Genomic DNA, 15,895 nt, shown 5'->3' on the forward strand with positions numbered 1-15,895 from the left:
CCAACGGCGGCTCGATCATCTGTACGCCCCTTTCTGCAGGAGCCGGCTTGCTGGCGATGCGGGCAACGCGGTGTTACTGATACACCGCGTTGATGCTATCGCCAGCAAGCCGGCTCCTACAGGACAAAGGGCGCCCGATTGATCGAGCCGCCGTGGCTCCTGTCTGATCGACTAGCGGTCAGGCAGGGTGATATTGAGTTCCAGGATCGAACAGCTGCCCTGGTTTTCCAGGGCGACGTGCACGTCATCGGACCCGATATTGACGTACTTGCGGATCACTTCCACCAGTTCCTTCTGCAAGGCTGGCAAGTAGTCCGGCGTACTGCGTTGGCCGCGCTCATGCGCCACGATGATCTGTAGACGCTCTTTCGCTACCGAGGCGGTACTTGGCTTCTTGGAGGCACGAAAGAAGTCAAAAATGTTCATTTATCTACCTCCAAACAGGCGCTCGAAGAATCCCTTCTTCGTGACATCGAGGAAGCGATGTTCCACGGATTTACCCAGCAGGCGATCGACCGCATCGCTATACGCCTGGCCGGCGTCGCTCTGATCGTCGAGAATCACCGGCACGCCGGAGTTGGAAGCCTTGAGTACCGCCTGGGATTCCGGAATGACCCCCAGCAGGGTCACCGCCAGGATTTCCTTGACGTCTTCGACGCCGAGCATTTCGCCGTCACTGACCCGTTGTGCGTTGTAGCGGGTCAACAGCAAGTGTTCCTTGATCGGGTCTTCGCCCTTCTCGGCGCGGCGCGATTTGCTGGCCAGCAGGCCGAGCATGCGGTCCGAGTCACGGACCGAGGACACTTCCGGGTTGGTCACGATGATCGCTTCATCGGCGAAATACATCGCCAGGTGAGCACCTTTCTCGATGCCGGCCGGGGAGTCGCAGACGACGAATTCGAAGTCTTCCTTGAGCGCCATCAGGACTTTTTCCACGCCTTCGACAGTCAGCGCGTCTTTGTCGCGGGTCTGACTGGCGGCCAGAACGTAGAGGTTTTCCAGGCGTTTGTCTTTGATCAGCGCCTGCTGCAGGTTCGCTTCGCCGTTTACCACGTTGACGAAGTCATACACCACGCGGCGCTCGCAACCCATGATCAGGTCGAGGTTACGCAGGCCGACGTCGAAGTCGACGATAACTGTTTTGTGACCACGCAGAGCGAGGCCGGTACCGATAGCGGCGCTGGTGGTGGTCTTACCCACACCACCCTTGCCGGATGTAACCACGAGAATCTTGGCCAAGGTGTTTCACCCCTAAGGAAAAAGGACATTTAGCCCCTGAAAAACATCTCTTGAAAAACTACTGCAGTCGGACAGCCTTGGCTGGAATCCGGTTCAGAGCGGCACTTACCTGCGGTAAACACTACTTGTAGCCTTTTTCCTACTTCGTTTGAGCCGTTTTCGCTACGTTTTAGAGATGCTTGGAAAATGCGGCAGTATCCGTTAAAGCCGAATGATGTTCAACACGTCGCCCGACAGGCTGACCTGCACGCCCGACCCCCACAAAGGGTCGCGCCGCAGATCCTCCGAAACCTTGTAATGGCCTGCGATGGAGACCAGTTCAGCGCTCATCTGCTGACAGAAAATTCTGGCTTTGGTGTCGCCTTTGACGCCGGCCAACACACGACCGCGCATCGGGCCGTATACATGGATGTTCCCATCGGCGAGAAGTTCCGCCCCTGGACTGACCGACGAGACCACCACCAGATCGCAACCCTGGGCATAAATCTGCTGGCCGCCGCGTACGGGCGACGTGATGATCTTGGTCGGCTTGATCGTCGGCTCCGGCGGTTTTTCCGGTTTTTTCTTCACCTCGCCTTCGTTCGGGTCCAGCGGACGTTCCCGGGCACCGGACGGTGGCAGCACCGGGAGGTCAACCGCGATGGCGGCGGCGATGTCCTCGATGCGACTGGCGCGGATCGCCAGGGTGCGCAGGCCATGCTGGCGGCAAATACGCATCAGGCCGGGCAGATCGACGGCGCCTTCGTGGGGCGGCAGTTTGTCCAGGGCCAGCACCAATGGCGCGTTACTGAAGAAGTTGGGCGCCTGGGCCACCTTGGCGGCCAGTTGCCGATCGAGGTTCTCGAGGTCGTTACGGGCCAGTTCCAGCACCGTGATGGCAAGCATGCTGCCCTTCAACTGGAACACGGGATCTTGGTCTAGCGGATCGAATTTGCTCATGTCGGCATACAACGGCTTGTCACTAAAAGTGCCGAGACTTATAACGAGAACGCCCGCGGGCCGCAAGCCGGGTCGAACGATGTAGAATGCGCGGCCACTGTCTTGACGGAAGCTTTAATGGATCGCCCGCGTTTTCGAACAGCATTTCTTTCTCCGCGTTTCTGGCCGCTGTGGTGCGGGCTGGGGCTGTTGTGGCTGATTGTCCAGTTGCCGTACCCGGCATTGCTGGGAATCGGCCGCGCCCTCGGTGCATTGATGTATCGCGTGGCGGGCGACAGACGGCGCATTGCCAAGCGCAATCTCGAGCTGTGCTTCCCTGAAAAAACCGCCGCCGAGCGCAAGCGCCTGCTCAAGGAAAACTTCGCCTCCACCGGCATCGCCTTCTTCGAGATGGCCATGAGCTGGTGGTGGTCGCGCGAACGCCTGGCGAAGCTGGCCCATGTCGAAGGGCTGGAGCATTTGCAAAAGGCACAGCGTGAAGGCAAGGGCGTGATCCTGATGGCCGTGCATTTCACCACTTTGGAAATCGGCGCGGCGCTGCTCGGCCAGCAGCACACCATCGATGGCATGTACCGCGAACACAAGAATCCGCTGTTCGACTACATCCAGCGCCGCGGTCGCGAGCGGCACAACCTCGACTCGCTGGCGGTGGAGCGCGACGACGTGCGGGGCATGCTCAAGCTGCTGCGGGCCGGCCGGGCCATCTGGTACGCACCGGATCAAGACTACGGCGCCAAGCAAAGTATCTTCGTGCCGCTGTTCGGCATTCAGGCCGCGACCGTCACGGCCACCAGCAAGTTTGCCCGGCTGGGCAAGGCGCTGGTGGTGCCGTTCACCCAGGAGCGCCTGGCGGATGGCAGCGGTTATCGACTGGTGATCCATGCACCGCTCGAGGGGTTCCCCGGCGAGAGCGAAGAAGCCGATTGCATTCGCATCAATCAATGGGTCGAAGGCGTGTTGCGCGCCTGTCCTCAGCAATACCTGTGGGCCCATCGCCGCTTCAAGAGCCGGCCGCCGGGTGAGCCTAAACTGTACGCGAAACGCGGTTGATCGATCCCTTGTAGGAGCGAGCTTGCTCGCGAAGGTCGTCAACGATAATGCTTGAAACCTGACACCCCACGGCGCTCTCAGGTTTTTCGCGAGCAAGCTCGCTCCTACACGTTACCGGTATTGTATTAGGCAGGATGGGAGCAATGACATTCAATCCAGCACGATGGAGATTGCCATGAGTCCTGCTGAACCCGTCACAGGCTTGATTCTTTCCGGTGGCGGGGCCCGGGCGGCCTATCAGGTCGGTGTGCTGGCGGCAATTGCCGAGCTGCTGCCGGCGGGGGCGAGCAATCCGTTTCCGGTGATCGTCGGCACGTCGGCCGGGGCGATCAACGCAGTCAGCCTGGCCTCCGGGGCGATGGATTTTCGCGGCGCCGTCGAAGCGCTTACCGCGTTCTGGCAGGGATTTCGCAGTCACCTTGTCCTGCGCAGTGACTGGCCCGGGGTGATCCATCAGGCCAGCCGTTTTGTCAGTCACAGTCTGATGGGCATCGGTGCCCAGGTTCCGGTGGCCCTGCTCAACAGTTCGCCGCTGCGCGGGTTGCTCAAAGACAAATTGAATTTGGGCGGTATTGACGAGGCCATTGCGCAGAAGCAGCTGCAGGCCGTGGCGGTGACCGCGTTCGGTTACGAGTCCGGTCAGGCGGTCACGTTTTATCAGGGTGGCGGCACCATAGACGCCTGGTTGCGCCATCGACGAATCGGCGTGCCAACCCAATTGACGGTCGAACATTTGTTGGCCAGTTCCGCCATTCCCTTGCTCTTCGCACCGGTGAAAATCGGCGAAGAATATTTCGGCGATGGCGCAGTACGCCAGTCGGCACCGATCAGCCCGGCCCTGCACCTGGGCGCCAGCCGCGTGCTGGTGGTGGGTGTCAGCGGCAACCCGCGCGGCGTCGATCCGCAGCAGCCTTTGCAACGGGCCTACACCGGTCAGCAGCCGACCCTGGCGCAGATCGGCGGGCATATGCTCAACAGCACGTTCATTGACAGCCTGGAAAGCGACATCGAGTTGCTGCAGCGTCTGAATCAGTTCAGTCATCTGCTGCCCGACGGCACACCGACCCGCGCGCTGGGCGTGGCACCGGTAGAGGTGCTGGTGATTTCACCGAGCCAGCCGATCGACGAAATCGCCGCGCGCCATCGCCAGGAATTGCCGGCGGCGTTGCGCCTGTTTCTGCGCGGGCCGGGGGCGACCAAGACCAGCGGGGCGGGGGTATTGAGTTATTTGCTGTTCGAGGCGGGGTATTGCAGCGAGTTGATTGATCTGGGGCGGCGGGATGCGCTGGCCAAGCGGGGGGAGTTGTCCCGGTTTCTGGGGTTGGCGGCGCCGGTCGTTCCGGCTTGAGATCGGCGGTGTGGCCATCGTCGGAACGCCGCCCGGAGCAAGCTCGCTCCCACAGGGTTTTGAGTCCTTCACCTGATTGGCGCACGACACAAAACCTGTGGGAGCGAGCCTGCTCGCGAAGGCGGCGGCCCAGTCAATATTGATGTCGCCTGACACACCGCTTTCGCGAGCAGGCTCGCTCCCACAGGGATTTCGCTTAACTGTCTAACATTAGGGCTTGCTCGCGAAGGCGTCCTCATAGACGCCGCCGGATCAGAAGTGGAGCTTCACCAAAAAGCTCGTCGTGCTCTGATCAGTCTTGAACACCTGACTGTCCTTGATCCCGTACTTGTCCGACCAATAGTCATACTCGACCCCCACATACAACTGCTTCTCACCGAAATTCAGCGCTTTACCCAAGTCATATTTAACCTGCGGGTTGAAGTGCAGGTTGGCGTGGTAGTCGCCTTTGGAATTCGAGTCGTTGTCCACTACCCAGTCCATGAAACCATCGATCAGGATGTTCGAATCGCCGACCGGAATGGTGTAGGACCAGGCCGGTGTGATTTGCCAGACGTTATCACCGGCACGGCTGCCTTCGGTATGACGCTGATAGAAGTTCAGCTGGAAGTAGTCGAAGCCCGGGATCGCCAGGTCGAAACCAGGGCCGATCAGGTAGGACTCGGTATCGCCTTCACCGAACTCATAGGTCATGGCCAGCAACACATCTTTTATCGGGCCGAATTCAATCTTCTGGTCGAGCACCTTGCCCAGGGAAACACGCGGGCTGAACTCACCGTAATAAGTGTTCGGGCCGGCGTTGAAGTCTTTTTCGCCGTTGTAGAAGATCTTGTCGACGAAGAAAAAGTTATCCCCATAGGTCCAGGCGTCGGCATGTTCGAAGGTGACGGTCTGCTGGATGCGCGGGTTGACCTGGAAGTCCTTGCCATACAGGTAGGTCAGGCTGTTGTTCTGCCATTGCAGCAAGTCGGCGGCCATGGCCTGGCCACCGGCCAGCAAGGATCCCGCGAGCATCAGGCTAGTGCACGTACGTTTCATTCGGTTGCTCCCAAAAAGTAGGTGTTCCACGTTATTTTTCTAAGGTCGGCGCTCTGGTCTGGCGCCTTTTTCTTGAACTGTAAAAAATCATCCAATCGGTCGGCTTCAGTGCTGTTGGCAAGCGCTGCGCCCAGGCTTTCGAAAACACAAAAACTCCCGCTCGGCTGCTCAAGAGCAGTCGATTGAGAGGGGGGGTGGATTGCCTTGGAACCGTCCAGAGCCGGGATAAGTTGGCTTTCTGGTCAGGAATTAAATCCGGGCTTTTTTTTAAAGCGGATTCGGGCGGCGGCGGAGAATACTGACTCCTTGGCCAGGTCTCAAGTGTCCTGCAACAGCGCACCGATGACATATTCTGGGCGCGGTGGCGGGTCATCTTAAAAGTGCACCTTCACCAGCAGGCTGGTGGTGTTCTCATTAGTGTCGAGGTTGCCGTTGTTTTCGATGCCGTATTTGTCTTTCCAGTAGCTGTATTCGACGCCGACATACACCTGTTTCTCCCGCCAGCCCAAAGCCTTCCCCAAGTCATATTTGATCTGCGGGTTCAAGTGCAGGTTGGCGTGATAGCTGCCATGCGAGTTCTTGTCGTTATCCACGACCCAGTCCATGTAGCCATCGATCAACAGGCTCGAATTGCCCAATGGCAGGGTGAAGGACCAGGCCGGCGTGATCTGCCAGACATCGTCGCCGGGACGCGAGCCTTCGGTCTGGCGATAGTAGAAGTTCAAGGTGAAAAAGTTGAAGCCCGGTACCGCGAGGTCGAAACCGGGGCCGATCAGATAGGCCTCGGTGTCGTCTTCGCCATTCTCGTAGGTCATGGCCAGCAACACGTCCTTGATCGGGCCGAACTCGAAGCGGCGGTCAAGGATTTTGCCTAATGAGAGGCGCGGACTGAACTCGCCGTAATAGGCGTGCACGCCTTTGTTTCGATCCTTCTCGCCGTTGTAGTACGTGCTGTCGACGAACAGGAAATTGTCGCCGTACTTCCAGCGATCGGCATGCTCGAACGTCACCGTTTGCTGAATCGACGGATTGACGGCGAAGTCCTTGCCATACAGGTAGCTCAGGCTGTTGGTTTGCCACAGAAGTAAATCGCCGGCCATGGCCTGACTGGCGGCCAACAGGCCAGCGCCCAACAACATGTTTGTCTGTGTCCGAATCATCTGTTGCTCCCTCTTGTTTTTATTTTTGAGGCACAGGCAGCCACTGACCTCTGTAGGAGCTGGCTTGCCAGCGAAGAGGCCAGAAGATCCACCATCAATGTCGTCTGACACACCGCCTTCGCCGGCAAGCCGGCTCCTACAGGGTTTGTGCCATTACCGGGTTTCGGGGGGGCGGCGTCAGTGGATCAGTGCGGGTGCGCGTGGCAGTCGTTTATTGCCGCGCGTTCGGCGCCGCCGAGGATGTTGAACAACAGGTTCAGCGCCAGGGCACTCAAGGTCGCCATGGCGATGCCGCTGTGGGTAATCGGGCTCATCCACAACGGCAGGTGCGCGAAGAACTCCGGGCGCACTACCGGGATCAACCCCATGCCGATGCTGACGGCCACCAGCAATTGGTTGCGACGGTCACCGATGTCCGCTTCCTGAAGAATCTTGATCCCGGTGGCGGCCACCATGCCGAACATCGCGATGGCCGCACCACCCAATACCGCCGGGGGAATCGACGCCACCAGGAAGGCCGCTTTCGGCAGCAGGCTCAGCACCACCAGCAAAACGCCGGCAACGATCGTCACCGAGCGGCAGCGCACGCCGGTCATTTGCACCAGGCCGATGTTCTGGGCGAACGAGGAGTGGGTGAAGGTGTTGAAGAACCCGGCGAAGAACGAGGCGCCGGCATCGCAGAGCAAGCCACGACGCAGCATCCGCGGGCAGACTTCCTGGCCGGTGATCTTGCCCAGCGCGAGGAACATCCCGGTGGACTCGACGAAGATGATCACCACCACCAGGCACATCGAAAGAATGGGCGCGAGCTCAAACTTCGGCATGCCGAAATGCAAGGGCGTGACGATTTGCAGCCACGGCGCCTGTGCCATGCCGCTGAGGTCGACCATGCCGATCAAGCCGCAGATCACGTAGCCCAGGCACATGCCGATCAGCACGGAAATGTTGACCCAGAAACCGCGCATGAAGCGATGCACCAGCAGGATGGTGGCCAGTACCAGGGCGGCGATGGCCAGGTAGATCGGCGAGCCGAATTGTGCGGCGCCAGCACCGCCACCGGCCCAGTTCACCGCCACGGGAAACAGCGACAAACCGATCGAGGTGATGACCGTGCCGGTGACCAGCGGCGGGAAGAAGCGTACGACTTTGGACATGAACGGTGCGATGAGCATGCCAAAGAAACCGGCGGCGATGGTCGCGCCGAAAATCCCCTGCATACCGATGCCCGGCATGCCGGCCATGGCCACCATGCTGCCGACAGCCGCGAAACTGGCGCCCATCATCACCGGCATGCGGATGCCCATGGGGCCGATGCCCAGCGATTGGACGATGGTGGCGATACCGGCCACCAGCAGGTCGGCGTTGATCAGGAAGGCGATTTCTTCACGGCTCAGGCCAGCGGCTTGTCCGATGATCAGCGGCACGGCGATGGCTCCGCCGTACATCAGCAGGACGTGTTGCAGGCCGACCAGGATCAGTTGCAAGAGGGGCAAACGCTGAATGGCGGGTGCGTCGGGGATGCGCGCTTCGGATAGCTCGGACATGCAACACCTCGGATCTTTTTTATTCTTGTGATTTTGTGCATCGGGGTTGACCGCGGCGCGGCCATTCGCTGGCAAGCCAGCTCCTACAGGTCATGCGAAACCCTGTAGGAGCCGGCTTGCTGGCGATGCTTTTCAACGATCAGTTGGTCGGAGCTCCCTGCACAATCCACGCACCGATCAGGTCACGTTCCTGCTGGGTCATCTGGGTGATGTTGCCCAGCGGCATGATCTGGCTGGTGACGGCTTGCGCCTGGATCCGTGCGGCGTTCTGGCGGATCTGCTCGGGGGTATCGAACATCACGCCCGCTGGTGCCGCGCTGAACAGCGGGCTGGTCGGTTTGGCCGAGTGGCAGACCGTGCAGCGTTCCTGGATCACGTTGTGCACCTTGTCAAAACCAGGACCTGCGTTGGACGCTTGCGCCGGTGCGGCGGCAGGCGCTTCTGCGGGTTTTGCCTCGGCCGGTTTCAAACCACCGCCCACTGCTGTTTCCGGCAGCGGCTGGTATTCGATCTTCGCCGGAGCGTTGGCCACTTCAGGCGCGCTGGACATCGGTTTTGGCCCGGACACATAGGCCAGGCAAATCATGCCCACCGCCGCCACCGGCAGGGTCCAGGCATATTTGTGGCTGTCGTGACGGGTGTTGAAGTAGTGACGCACCAACACCGCCAGCACCGCGATCCCGGCCAGGATCAGCCAGTTGTACTGGCTGCCATAGGTGCTCGGGAAGTGGTTGCTGATCATGATGAACAGCACCGGCAAGGTGAAGTAGTTGTTGTGACGCGAACGCAGCAGGCCTTTGGCCGGCAGCGCCGGATCAGGCGTGCGGTTCTCGGCGATCGCGGCCACCAGTGCACGTTGCGCCGGCATGATGATGCGGAACACGTTGCCGACCATGATGGTGCCGATGATCGCGCCGACGTGCAGGTACGCACCACGACCGCTGAACACTTTGCTGAAACCGTAGGCGGCGCCAATGATCAGCACGAACAGGATGAAGCCGAGCAGGGCGGGGCGCTTGCCCAGGGCCGAATCGCAGAGGAAGGAGTAGATGAACCAGCCGATGAACAACGAGCCAAGACCGATGGCCACGCCTTCAGGACCGCTCAGGGTGCTGCCCGGAGCGAGCAGGTACAGCGTCGGGTTGGAGTAGAACACCACGCACAGCAGCGCGATCCCCGACAGCCAGGTGAAGTAGGCTTCCCATTTGAACCAGTGCAAGTTGTCCGGCATGGTCGGTGGGGCCAGTTTGTATTTTTCCAGGTGGTAGATACCGCCACCGTGGATCGCCCACAAATCGCCGGCCAGGCCGCTTTTCGGGTTGACCCGATTGAGGTTGTTCTCCAGCCAGACGAAATAGAACGACGCACCGATCCAGGCCACGCCAGTAATCATGTGAACCCAGCGCACGCTCAGGTTCAGCCATTCCAACAGATGTGCTTCCACAGTCTTTACCTCTCGCCTGTCACTCTGTTGTCGAGTGATCAGACCTTCTCTTATTGGTGGGGGGCAAGGATCAAACGCTCATCCTCTTTGAAAAAATGCTCATCGCAGTTATTGCCTGTGCCACTGCGATCAACCACCAGGAAGTCATCCCGCTTTTCGATCGTCAGCACCGGATGGTGCCAAACGCCGCGATGGTAATTAATGCCCTGCCTGCCGTTGGTGACGAAGGCGCGGACCAAGCCCGATACAGGTTCATCGCCAAGTGGCGCGACCACGATCAGAAAAGGGTTGCCGAGCAGCGGAATGAAAGCCTGGCTGCCCAGCGGGTGACGCTCCAGCATGCTGACGGTCAGCGGCATGTCCTGCGCGTCGGCGCGGAAGATGCTGATGATCGCGTTGTCCTCTGGCTTGGCGGTTTCTACCGTGGCCAGTTTGTGGAAGCGCATGGTCGAACCGTTGTTGATCATGAAGTGATCGCTGCCGTCGGTTTCGATCACGTCACCGAAAGGGGCGAAGGCTTCTTTGGTCAGCGGTTCAATCGTCAGTGTGCGCATGCTGGTCTTCTTAATCTCAAATGTGTGGGGTGCTGCTTTTGTAGGAGCTGGCTTGCCAGCGAAGGCGGCCTTAAGCCTTGCACCGCCTGTACAGACGCCTTCGCCGGCAAGCCGGCTCCTACAGGCTCAGCATTACTTCGCGACCTTGCCCAGTACCCGCAGGCGGCTCACACCACCATCCGGGAACACGTTCAGGCGGATGTGGGTGATCGGCCCCAGCGCCTTGATCTGCTCGGCGAAGGTGTGTTCGGCGTGCATTTCCAGTTTCTGCGCCGGCAGCAGTTCGCGCCAGAACAGCGATTGGGTTTCGATCTGGCTGTCGGTGCCGCCCTTGACGAACGCGCCCTGGATCGAGCAGGTGTCCGGGTAGTTGCCCTTGAAGTGCAGGGTGTCGACGATGACTTTCTCGATCTCGCCGGCATGACCCAGGGCGACGATCACCCAGTCATTGCCCGGTGTACGGCGACGTGCGGTTTCCCAGCCATCGCCCATGTTGATGCCACGGCCCGGGTTGAGGATGTTGCTCATGCGGCCGAAGTGTTCGTCGGAGCAGGCCAGCGCACGGCCACCGTTCAGCGCTGCAGCCAGGTCGACCTGTTCGTTGTCGCCGACAGCGGACCAGTCGCGGAACGGAATGCCGTACACGCGCAGACGGGCCACGCCGCCATCCGGGTAGATGTTGAAACGCAGATGGCTGAAGGCCTGGTCGTTGCTGATTTCGTGGTAGTGGTGGCTGTTGCCTTGCAGTTCGACGGCTGACAGTACTTCAGTCCACTGGGTGTTGTCGTCCGGCTCGCCCGAAGCGAGGAAGCAGGCTTCCAGCGACGCAGACGGCGGGAAGTTGCCGGTGAAGAATGAAGTGTCGATGTCCACGCCCTTGATCGAACCCGGGACGCCCAGGCGGATCACCGCGCTGTCGTAGCCTTCGAAGCGCTTGCGGCGCGACTCCCAGCCGTCCATCCACTTGCCGTTGTCATCGAACACGCCCTCCTTCCACACGGCCGGGGTCGGCTGGAACAGACGGTTGGCGTCTGCGAACCAGTCATCGGTGACCGACACGATCTTGGTGCCCAGGCGGGCGTCGGCCAGGTTGACGAACTTCTCGAAAGGTACGGCGTAAGCTTTCATTCTTCTAGTCTGCCTTTTATAAGTTGGCTTGGGATGCTTGCGAGGCCCCGGGTGATGTTCGGCGTTCATGAACTCACTCGGGCCAGGCTTGCTATAGGGTCAGTAATCGGAACAACGCGATCTTGTTGATCTCCGCCAGCGCGCATTTGAACTCGGTGTCTTGCGGGTTGTGAATGCGCGTTTCGAACGCCGCGAGGATCTGATGCCGGTTGCTGCCTTTTACCGCCATGATGAAGGGAAACCTGAACTTGGCTTTGTAGGCGTCGTTCAGCTCGGTGAAGCGCTGGAACTCTTCGGCCGTGCATTGGTGAATACCGGCGCCAGCCTGTTCATTGGTGCTGGCTTCGGTCAGCTGGCCCTGGACGGCGGCTTTGCCTGCCAGGTCCGGGTGAGCGTTGATCAGTGCTAGCTGACTGGCGTGATCGGCGCTCAACAGGATGTCGCTCATGCGCTGGTGCAGGGTTTCGATCTCGTCGATCGAAGCGTCCTGGCCCAGGTCGAAGGCTTTCTCGGCCACCCATGGCGAATGTTCGTAGATGTCGGCGAAGGCGTCGACAAACTCATCGCGGCTCAGGGTCGAGGGCTTCAGGGTTTGGAACTGGCTCATTTCGCGGCCCCTTGATACGGGTGGGTTTCGTGCCAGTGACGAGCGATGTCGACGCGACGGCTGAACCACACCTGTTCATGACTTTTAGCGTATTCGATAAAGCGCTTGAGCGAAGCCAGGCGCGCCGGACGGCCGATCAGGCGGCAGTGCAGGCCGATCGAGAGCATTTTCGGAGCTTCAGCGCCTTCGGCGTACAGCACATCGAACGCGTCTTTGAGGTATTCGAAAAAATCGTCGCCCTTGTTGAAACCCTGGACCTGGGTGAAGCGCATGTCGTTGGTGTCCAGGGTGTACGGGATCACCAGGTGCGGCTTGCCGGTCGGGTTGTTGGGCTCCCAGTAGGGCAGGTCGTCGTCGTAGGTGTCGCAGTCGTAGAGGAAACCGCCTTCTTCCATCACCAGCCGACGGGTGTTCGGCCCGGTGCGGCCGGTGTACCAGCCCAGTGGCCGCTCGCCAGTGATTTCGGTGAGCACGCGGATGGCTTCGAGCATGTGCTCGCGTTCCTGCGCTTCGTCCATGTACTGGTAGTCGATCCAGCGATAACCGTGGCTGCAGATCTCGTGGCCGGCCTCGACCATCGCGCGGATCACGTCGGGGTGGCGCTGGGCGGCCATGGCCACGGCAAAAATGGTCAGCGGAATGTCGAATGCCTTGAACAGTTTCAGGATCCGCCACACGCCGGCACGGCTGCCATACTCGTAGAGCGATTCCATGCTCATGTTGCGCTCGCCCTGCAGCGGCTGCGCCGAGACCATTTCCGAAAGGAAGGCTTCGGATTCCTTGTCGCCATGCAGGATATTGCGCTCGCCACCTTCCTCATAATTGAGTACGAAGGACAGGGCGATACGGGCGTTGCCCGGCCAGTGTGGGTGAGGAGGGTTACTGCCGTAACCGATCAGGTCGCGTGGATAGTCAGCGCTCACTGCAGTCTTCCTTCTTGTTCGTGTTGACAGGTTGTGTGACGGCCCTGAGGTTGGAGCGACAGGCTGGTGTCACAGCGATGGACTGATTGTATACAACTTTATATCCACATTGTAAGCCTGTTTTTTCGCATTTTTCGCTAACGGTCATCTTGGCCTGCTCCATAAAGAAACTAGCAAGAAACCTGCCTGATCGGTCAGCTATTGAATATAAGGTCCGTTGGTTTCATGGTGCGCAGACAAATGCGCCGAGAATCTCCGAATGCCGGGGGTAGGGGGAAAAATGTCGTTTTTATTGTGTACAATTTTTTTGAAAAGTGTCTTAATCGATGCCTCGCCGCAGCGTTTGGTGCTCCGAACCGGTGCGGTCTCCTTTTCAACTGACTTCGGGAGGCGCGAGGCCTGACTGCCAAAGCAGCCAGGCGCGCAGAATCAATGGGACGTTTGACTACACACGTTTTAGACGCTGCACACGGTTGCCCGGGCAGCTCGATCAAGGTCGAGCTGTACCGCGTCGAAGGTTCGCAGCTGGAACTGGTCGCCACGGCGATCACCAACAGCGATGGGCGTGTCGATGCACCGCTGCTGCAAGGCGATGACTACCGCTCCGGGGTCTATCAGGTTCAGTTTCATGCAGGTGATTACTACCGCGCCCGGGGCGTGCAGCTTCCGGAGCCGGCGTTTCTGGATGTGGTGGTGCTGCGGTTTGGCATTTCTGCCGAGCAGGATCACTACCACGTGCCGTTGCTGATTTCGCCGTACAGCTACTCCACGTACCGCGGCAGCTGATCCCCCAAGCAGCTGCCTCAACCTGGAAGCGACTGCGCATATAGCTTCTTTGGTCTTTCGCCCGCTCACACTGCGGGCTTTTTTTTTCGTCAGGCATGGCGCCTTTGGCGACGTTCCCGCACGGATCTCGCGAGAACGTCCAGCGGCCTTCCCTGTCTCCTCCGGTAACAAAAAGGCCCGGTTGCGAAGGGGAGAGGCATCAACCTTCTCTAACGATAACGAGGGTGGTCTGATCTGCGCTGATGGGTTGGGTATTGCCCAGCAAATAGATGACCTTGGTCAGGTCCAGATGATTACTCAGTTCCTGCCATTGCGTTTCGCCAATTCTGGCCCGGTACGCCGGATCGTTCAGTTCGGAGCCCGGCGCACGGTGGCGTTTCATGTTGCCCAGTAAAGTAGTGACGGGGAATCTCAACACGAATACGGCATCAAGTCCTTCCCGGTGAAACATCAACGCGTCTTCGCTGAGCAGACGGGTGGTACGATTCACGGTATAGCCGTTATGTTCCAGAACAGTGCTGAACAGGCTTCGAAGACTGGCGCCTGGAGCGTTCGTGACATATTCCGTCCATGCTTGAGGGATTTGTTTTGGATCGAAGTCGAGTCGCAGCAATGCCTCGGTCGACGGTGTGGGCAATGAAATGATGGTGTCGCTGCCGCTCAGGGTCGTGGGCAGCACAGGAAGCATCAACAACGGGTCGGCCAACTCCCGACGGGGCGCATTGACAGTGTTTCTATCTGCCCAGTGGTGAAATGTCCGACTCATCAGCGCGAGCCCATGCGCGTTGATCGGTGCGAAATGACTGGCGTGATTGAACACTGCTCTTGCAATTGCATTTGCTGAATGATTCGACAAATACTTGAAGGAACTGGCGACGTATTGAGACAGCGACATTTCAAACGGAAAGCGTCTCTCCACAGTGTTCCATCGGCCATCCTTTTTAACGGCCCACTTTGGTTGCAGCGATGGATTGTCCAACAGCATCTGTTCGAAGGCGTCATATCGCCCGGGTGAAAATCCTGGGTGTTCCAAATAGACCAGACGCGTGCCCGGCTTCATGTCTTGCGGCACAATCGAATAGTGAAGCCCGTCTATTTCTATGGATTGACCTGATTGAGGCTGAGTGTTTTTCCCCCAGTTTCGCCACTGAGCGAAGGACAGATCCAGTGCAATCGATTCATTTGAAAGAAGCGTGTCGGCAATGATGTCTGTGTCGGGGGAGTCGCTGCTTTCTTCATCCAGGCGCCGACGTTTGCTCGGGCCGGGAGTAGGTTCATCCGTTTCGGCAGACGGTTGACGGGTAGTTGGCGGTGAATCTCGTTGTGGGTCCGTGACGGTCTGTGCTTTTTGTCGCCAAAGTCTGGTTCCGGGAATTTGTTCGAGCAGTGCACCGGACGGGATCAACTCGCTGGCGGAGCTCGCCTGGTAGTGGCCGTCCTTGTTCTTGCGGACCAGGACGGTGCCATTTTGCATATCGACATACGACCTTTTGTACTTGTCGTAACGGATCCCGTCTATGGAGTTCTCCGCTTTTGACAGCACGGCGGCAAGATGCGCTGGAACGTACCTGAGCGGTGATGGAACAGCCTGAGCTTGTGTACCGGATCCTGCCGATTGCCGGTCAGCGGGTTCGACACGCCAACGCAGTTGACCGTCGACTGATATCAGAAGCGGGCCTGGCATGCCTGTTGTATCGCGCAAGGGCACTTGGTATCGACGCTCGACCCGGACATGGCCATTCTCGCCAAGGTAAGCGTAGGTATTGCCGTCCGGACTCTCGAAAAGCCCGGTATCAGTTCCGATTGGACGTAACAGATGAGTCTGATCTGCGGGCCAGGTAAGCGACCTGAGGTCGGTTGCGACCGTGCTGGAACCTGTGGCAGGTAAATCGATCACCATGACGGATGGCTGATGGGTGCTGGTGTCCGGCGAGACATCCGATAAGTGCGTGCTCGTGGTTGTATCCGTGCCCTGCACGTGTGAGTCAGGAATGCCGGTATTGAAAAGCTCTCCTGGGGTCAAGTTATCCGTATGGGGCGATCTTGTGGAAGAAGGCAGATCGGTTGAACCGGAACCAGGAACTTTCTTGGGTGGCTTGGCCATTTTGATTTCACTCTGAAAAAATACTGATTGA

15 protein-coding genes are annotated in these 15,895 nt (G+C 59.1%); 3 read left to right on the plus strand and 12 right to left on the minus strand.

The window, feature by feature from the left end:
• Positions 1–171: 171 nt before the first annotated feature.
• The 3 genes from minE to minC all read right to left on the minus strand — a co-directional run bounded on the left by minE (position 172) and on the right by minC (position 2,178).
• Entirely contained in the window at positions 172–426 is a 255-nt protein-coding gene (gene minE / locus J2W17_RS23315) for a cell division topological specificity factor MinE (RefSeq protein WP_307340023.1), read from the minus strand.
• The gene (gene minD, locus J2W17_RS23320) at positions 427–1,239 is read right to left on the minus strand and encodes a septum site-determining protein MinD (protein ID WP_307340026.1); all 813 of its coding nucleotides are present in this window, start codon (positions 1,237–1,239) and stop codon (positions 427–429) included.
• Between the two features lie 201 nt (positions 1,240–1,440).
• Positions 1,441–2,178 carry a septum site-determining protein MinC gene (gene minC / locus J2W17_RS23325; protein ID WP_307340028.1) on the minus strand — a complete coding sequence of 246 codons (738 nt, stop codon included), beginning with the start codon at positions 2,176–2,178 and terminating at the stop codon, positions 1,441–1,443.
• A gap of 117 nt (positions 2,179–2,295) precedes the next feature.
• Here minC and J2W17_RS23330 point away from each other — a divergent pair, with 117 nt between their 5' ends.
• Together J2W17_RS23330 and J2W17_RS23335 are read left to right on the plus strand one after the other, a co-directional pair.
• A complete protein-coding gene (locus tag J2W17_RS23330) occupies positions 2,296–3,228 on the plus strand; it encodes a lipid A biosynthesis lauroyl acyltransferase (RefSeq protein WP_307340032.1) in 933 nt (310 codons plus the stop codon).
• Between the two features lie 175 nt (positions 3,229–3,403).
• Positions 3,404–4,576 carry a patatin-like phospholipase family protein gene (locus J2W17_RS23335; protein WP_307340035.1) on the plus strand — a complete coding sequence of 391 codons (1,173 nt, stop codon included), beginning with the start codon at positions 3,404–3,406 and terminating at the stop codon, positions 4,574–4,576.
• A 252-nt stretch (positions 4,577–4,828) separates the two neighbouring features.
• Here J2W17_RS23335 and J2W17_RS23340 read toward each other — a convergent pair whose 3' ends face one another.
• From J2W17_RS23340 to puuE, 8 genes are all read right to left on the minus strand, one after another.
• On the minus strand, positions 4,829–5,614 hold the full coding sequence (locus tag J2W17_RS23340) for an outer membrane protein OmpK (protein WP_307340038.1): 786 nt from the start codon (positions 5,612–5,614) through the stop codon (positions 4,829–4,831).
• Between the two features lie 374 nt (positions 5,615–5,988).
• Positions 5,989–6,774 carry an outer membrane protein OmpK gene (locus J2W17_RS23345; protein WP_307340042.1) on the minus strand — a complete coding sequence of 262 codons (786 nt, stop codon included), beginning with the start codon at positions 6,772–6,774 and terminating at the stop codon, positions 5,989–5,991.
• A 185-nt stretch (positions 6,775–6,959) separates the two neighbouring features.
• Positions 6,960–8,318 carry a nucleobase:cation symporter-2 family protein gene (locus J2W17_RS23350; RefSeq protein WP_307340045.1) on the minus strand — a complete coding sequence of 453 codons (1,359 nt, stop codon included), beginning with the start codon at positions 8,316–8,318 and terminating at the stop codon, positions 6,960–6,962.
• Positions 8,319–8,457: 139 nt separating this feature from the next.
• Positions 8,458–9,762, minus strand: coding sequence for a urate hydroxylase PuuD (locus tag J2W17_RS23355; protein ID WP_307340048.1), 1,305 nt, complete (start codon positions 9,760–9,762; stop codon positions 8,458–8,460).
• 50 nt (positions 9,763–9,812) lie between these two features.
• Entirely contained in the window at positions 9,813–10,316 is a 504-nt protein-coding gene (locus tag J2W17_RS23360; protein WP_008146154.1) for an ureidoglycolate lyase, read from the minus strand.
• Between the two features lie 132 nt (positions 10,317–10,448).
• Entirely contained in the window at positions 10,449–11,444 is a 996-nt protein-coding gene (gene alc, locus J2W17_RS23365) for an allantoicase (protein ID WP_154852592.1), read from the minus strand.
• A 91-nt stretch (positions 11,445–11,535) separates the two neighbouring features.
• A complete protein-coding gene (gene uraD, locus J2W17_RS23370; protein ID WP_307340057.1) occupies positions 11,536–12,051 on the minus strand; it encodes a 2-oxo-4-hydroxy-4-carboxy-5-ureidoimidazoline decarboxylase in 516 nt (171 codons plus the stop codon).
• Positions 12,048–12,974, minus strand: coding sequence for an allantoinase PuuE (gene puuE / locus J2W17_RS23375; protein ID WP_307340060.1), 927 nt, complete (start codon positions 12,972–12,974; stop codon positions 12,048–12,050). The genes uraD and puuE overlap by 4 nt, the downstream gene beginning before the upstream one ends.
• A 432-nt stretch (positions 12,975–13,406) precedes the next feature.
• On the opposite strand from puuE, the gene uraH reads away from it, so the two are divergent.
• Positions 13,407–13,760: a hydroxyisourate hydrolase gene (gene uraH, locus J2W17_RS23380; RefSeq protein WP_008146146.1), complete on the plus strand. Its 354-nt coding sequence runs from the start codon at positions 13,407–13,409 to the stop codon at positions 13,758–13,760.
• A 199-nt stretch (positions 13,761–13,959) separates the two neighbouring features.
• On the opposite strand, the gene J2W17_RS23385 is transcribed toward uraH, so the two are convergent.
• Positions 13,960–15,864 (minus strand): hypothetical protein, encoded by a 1,905-nt coding sequence (locus J2W17_RS23385; RefSeq protein WP_307340065.1) that lies wholly within the window; start codon positions 15,862–15,864, stop codon positions 13,960–13,962.
• Between the last annotated feature and the right edge of the window lie 31 nt (positions 15,865–15,895).

Origin of the sequence: Pseudomonas lini, from assembly GCF_030812475.1 — a bacterium.
In the GTDB taxonomy this organism is placed as follows: Bacteria; Pseudomonadota; Gammaproteobacteria; order Pseudomonadales; family Pseudomonadaceae; genus Aquipseudomonas; species Aquipseudomonas lini_A.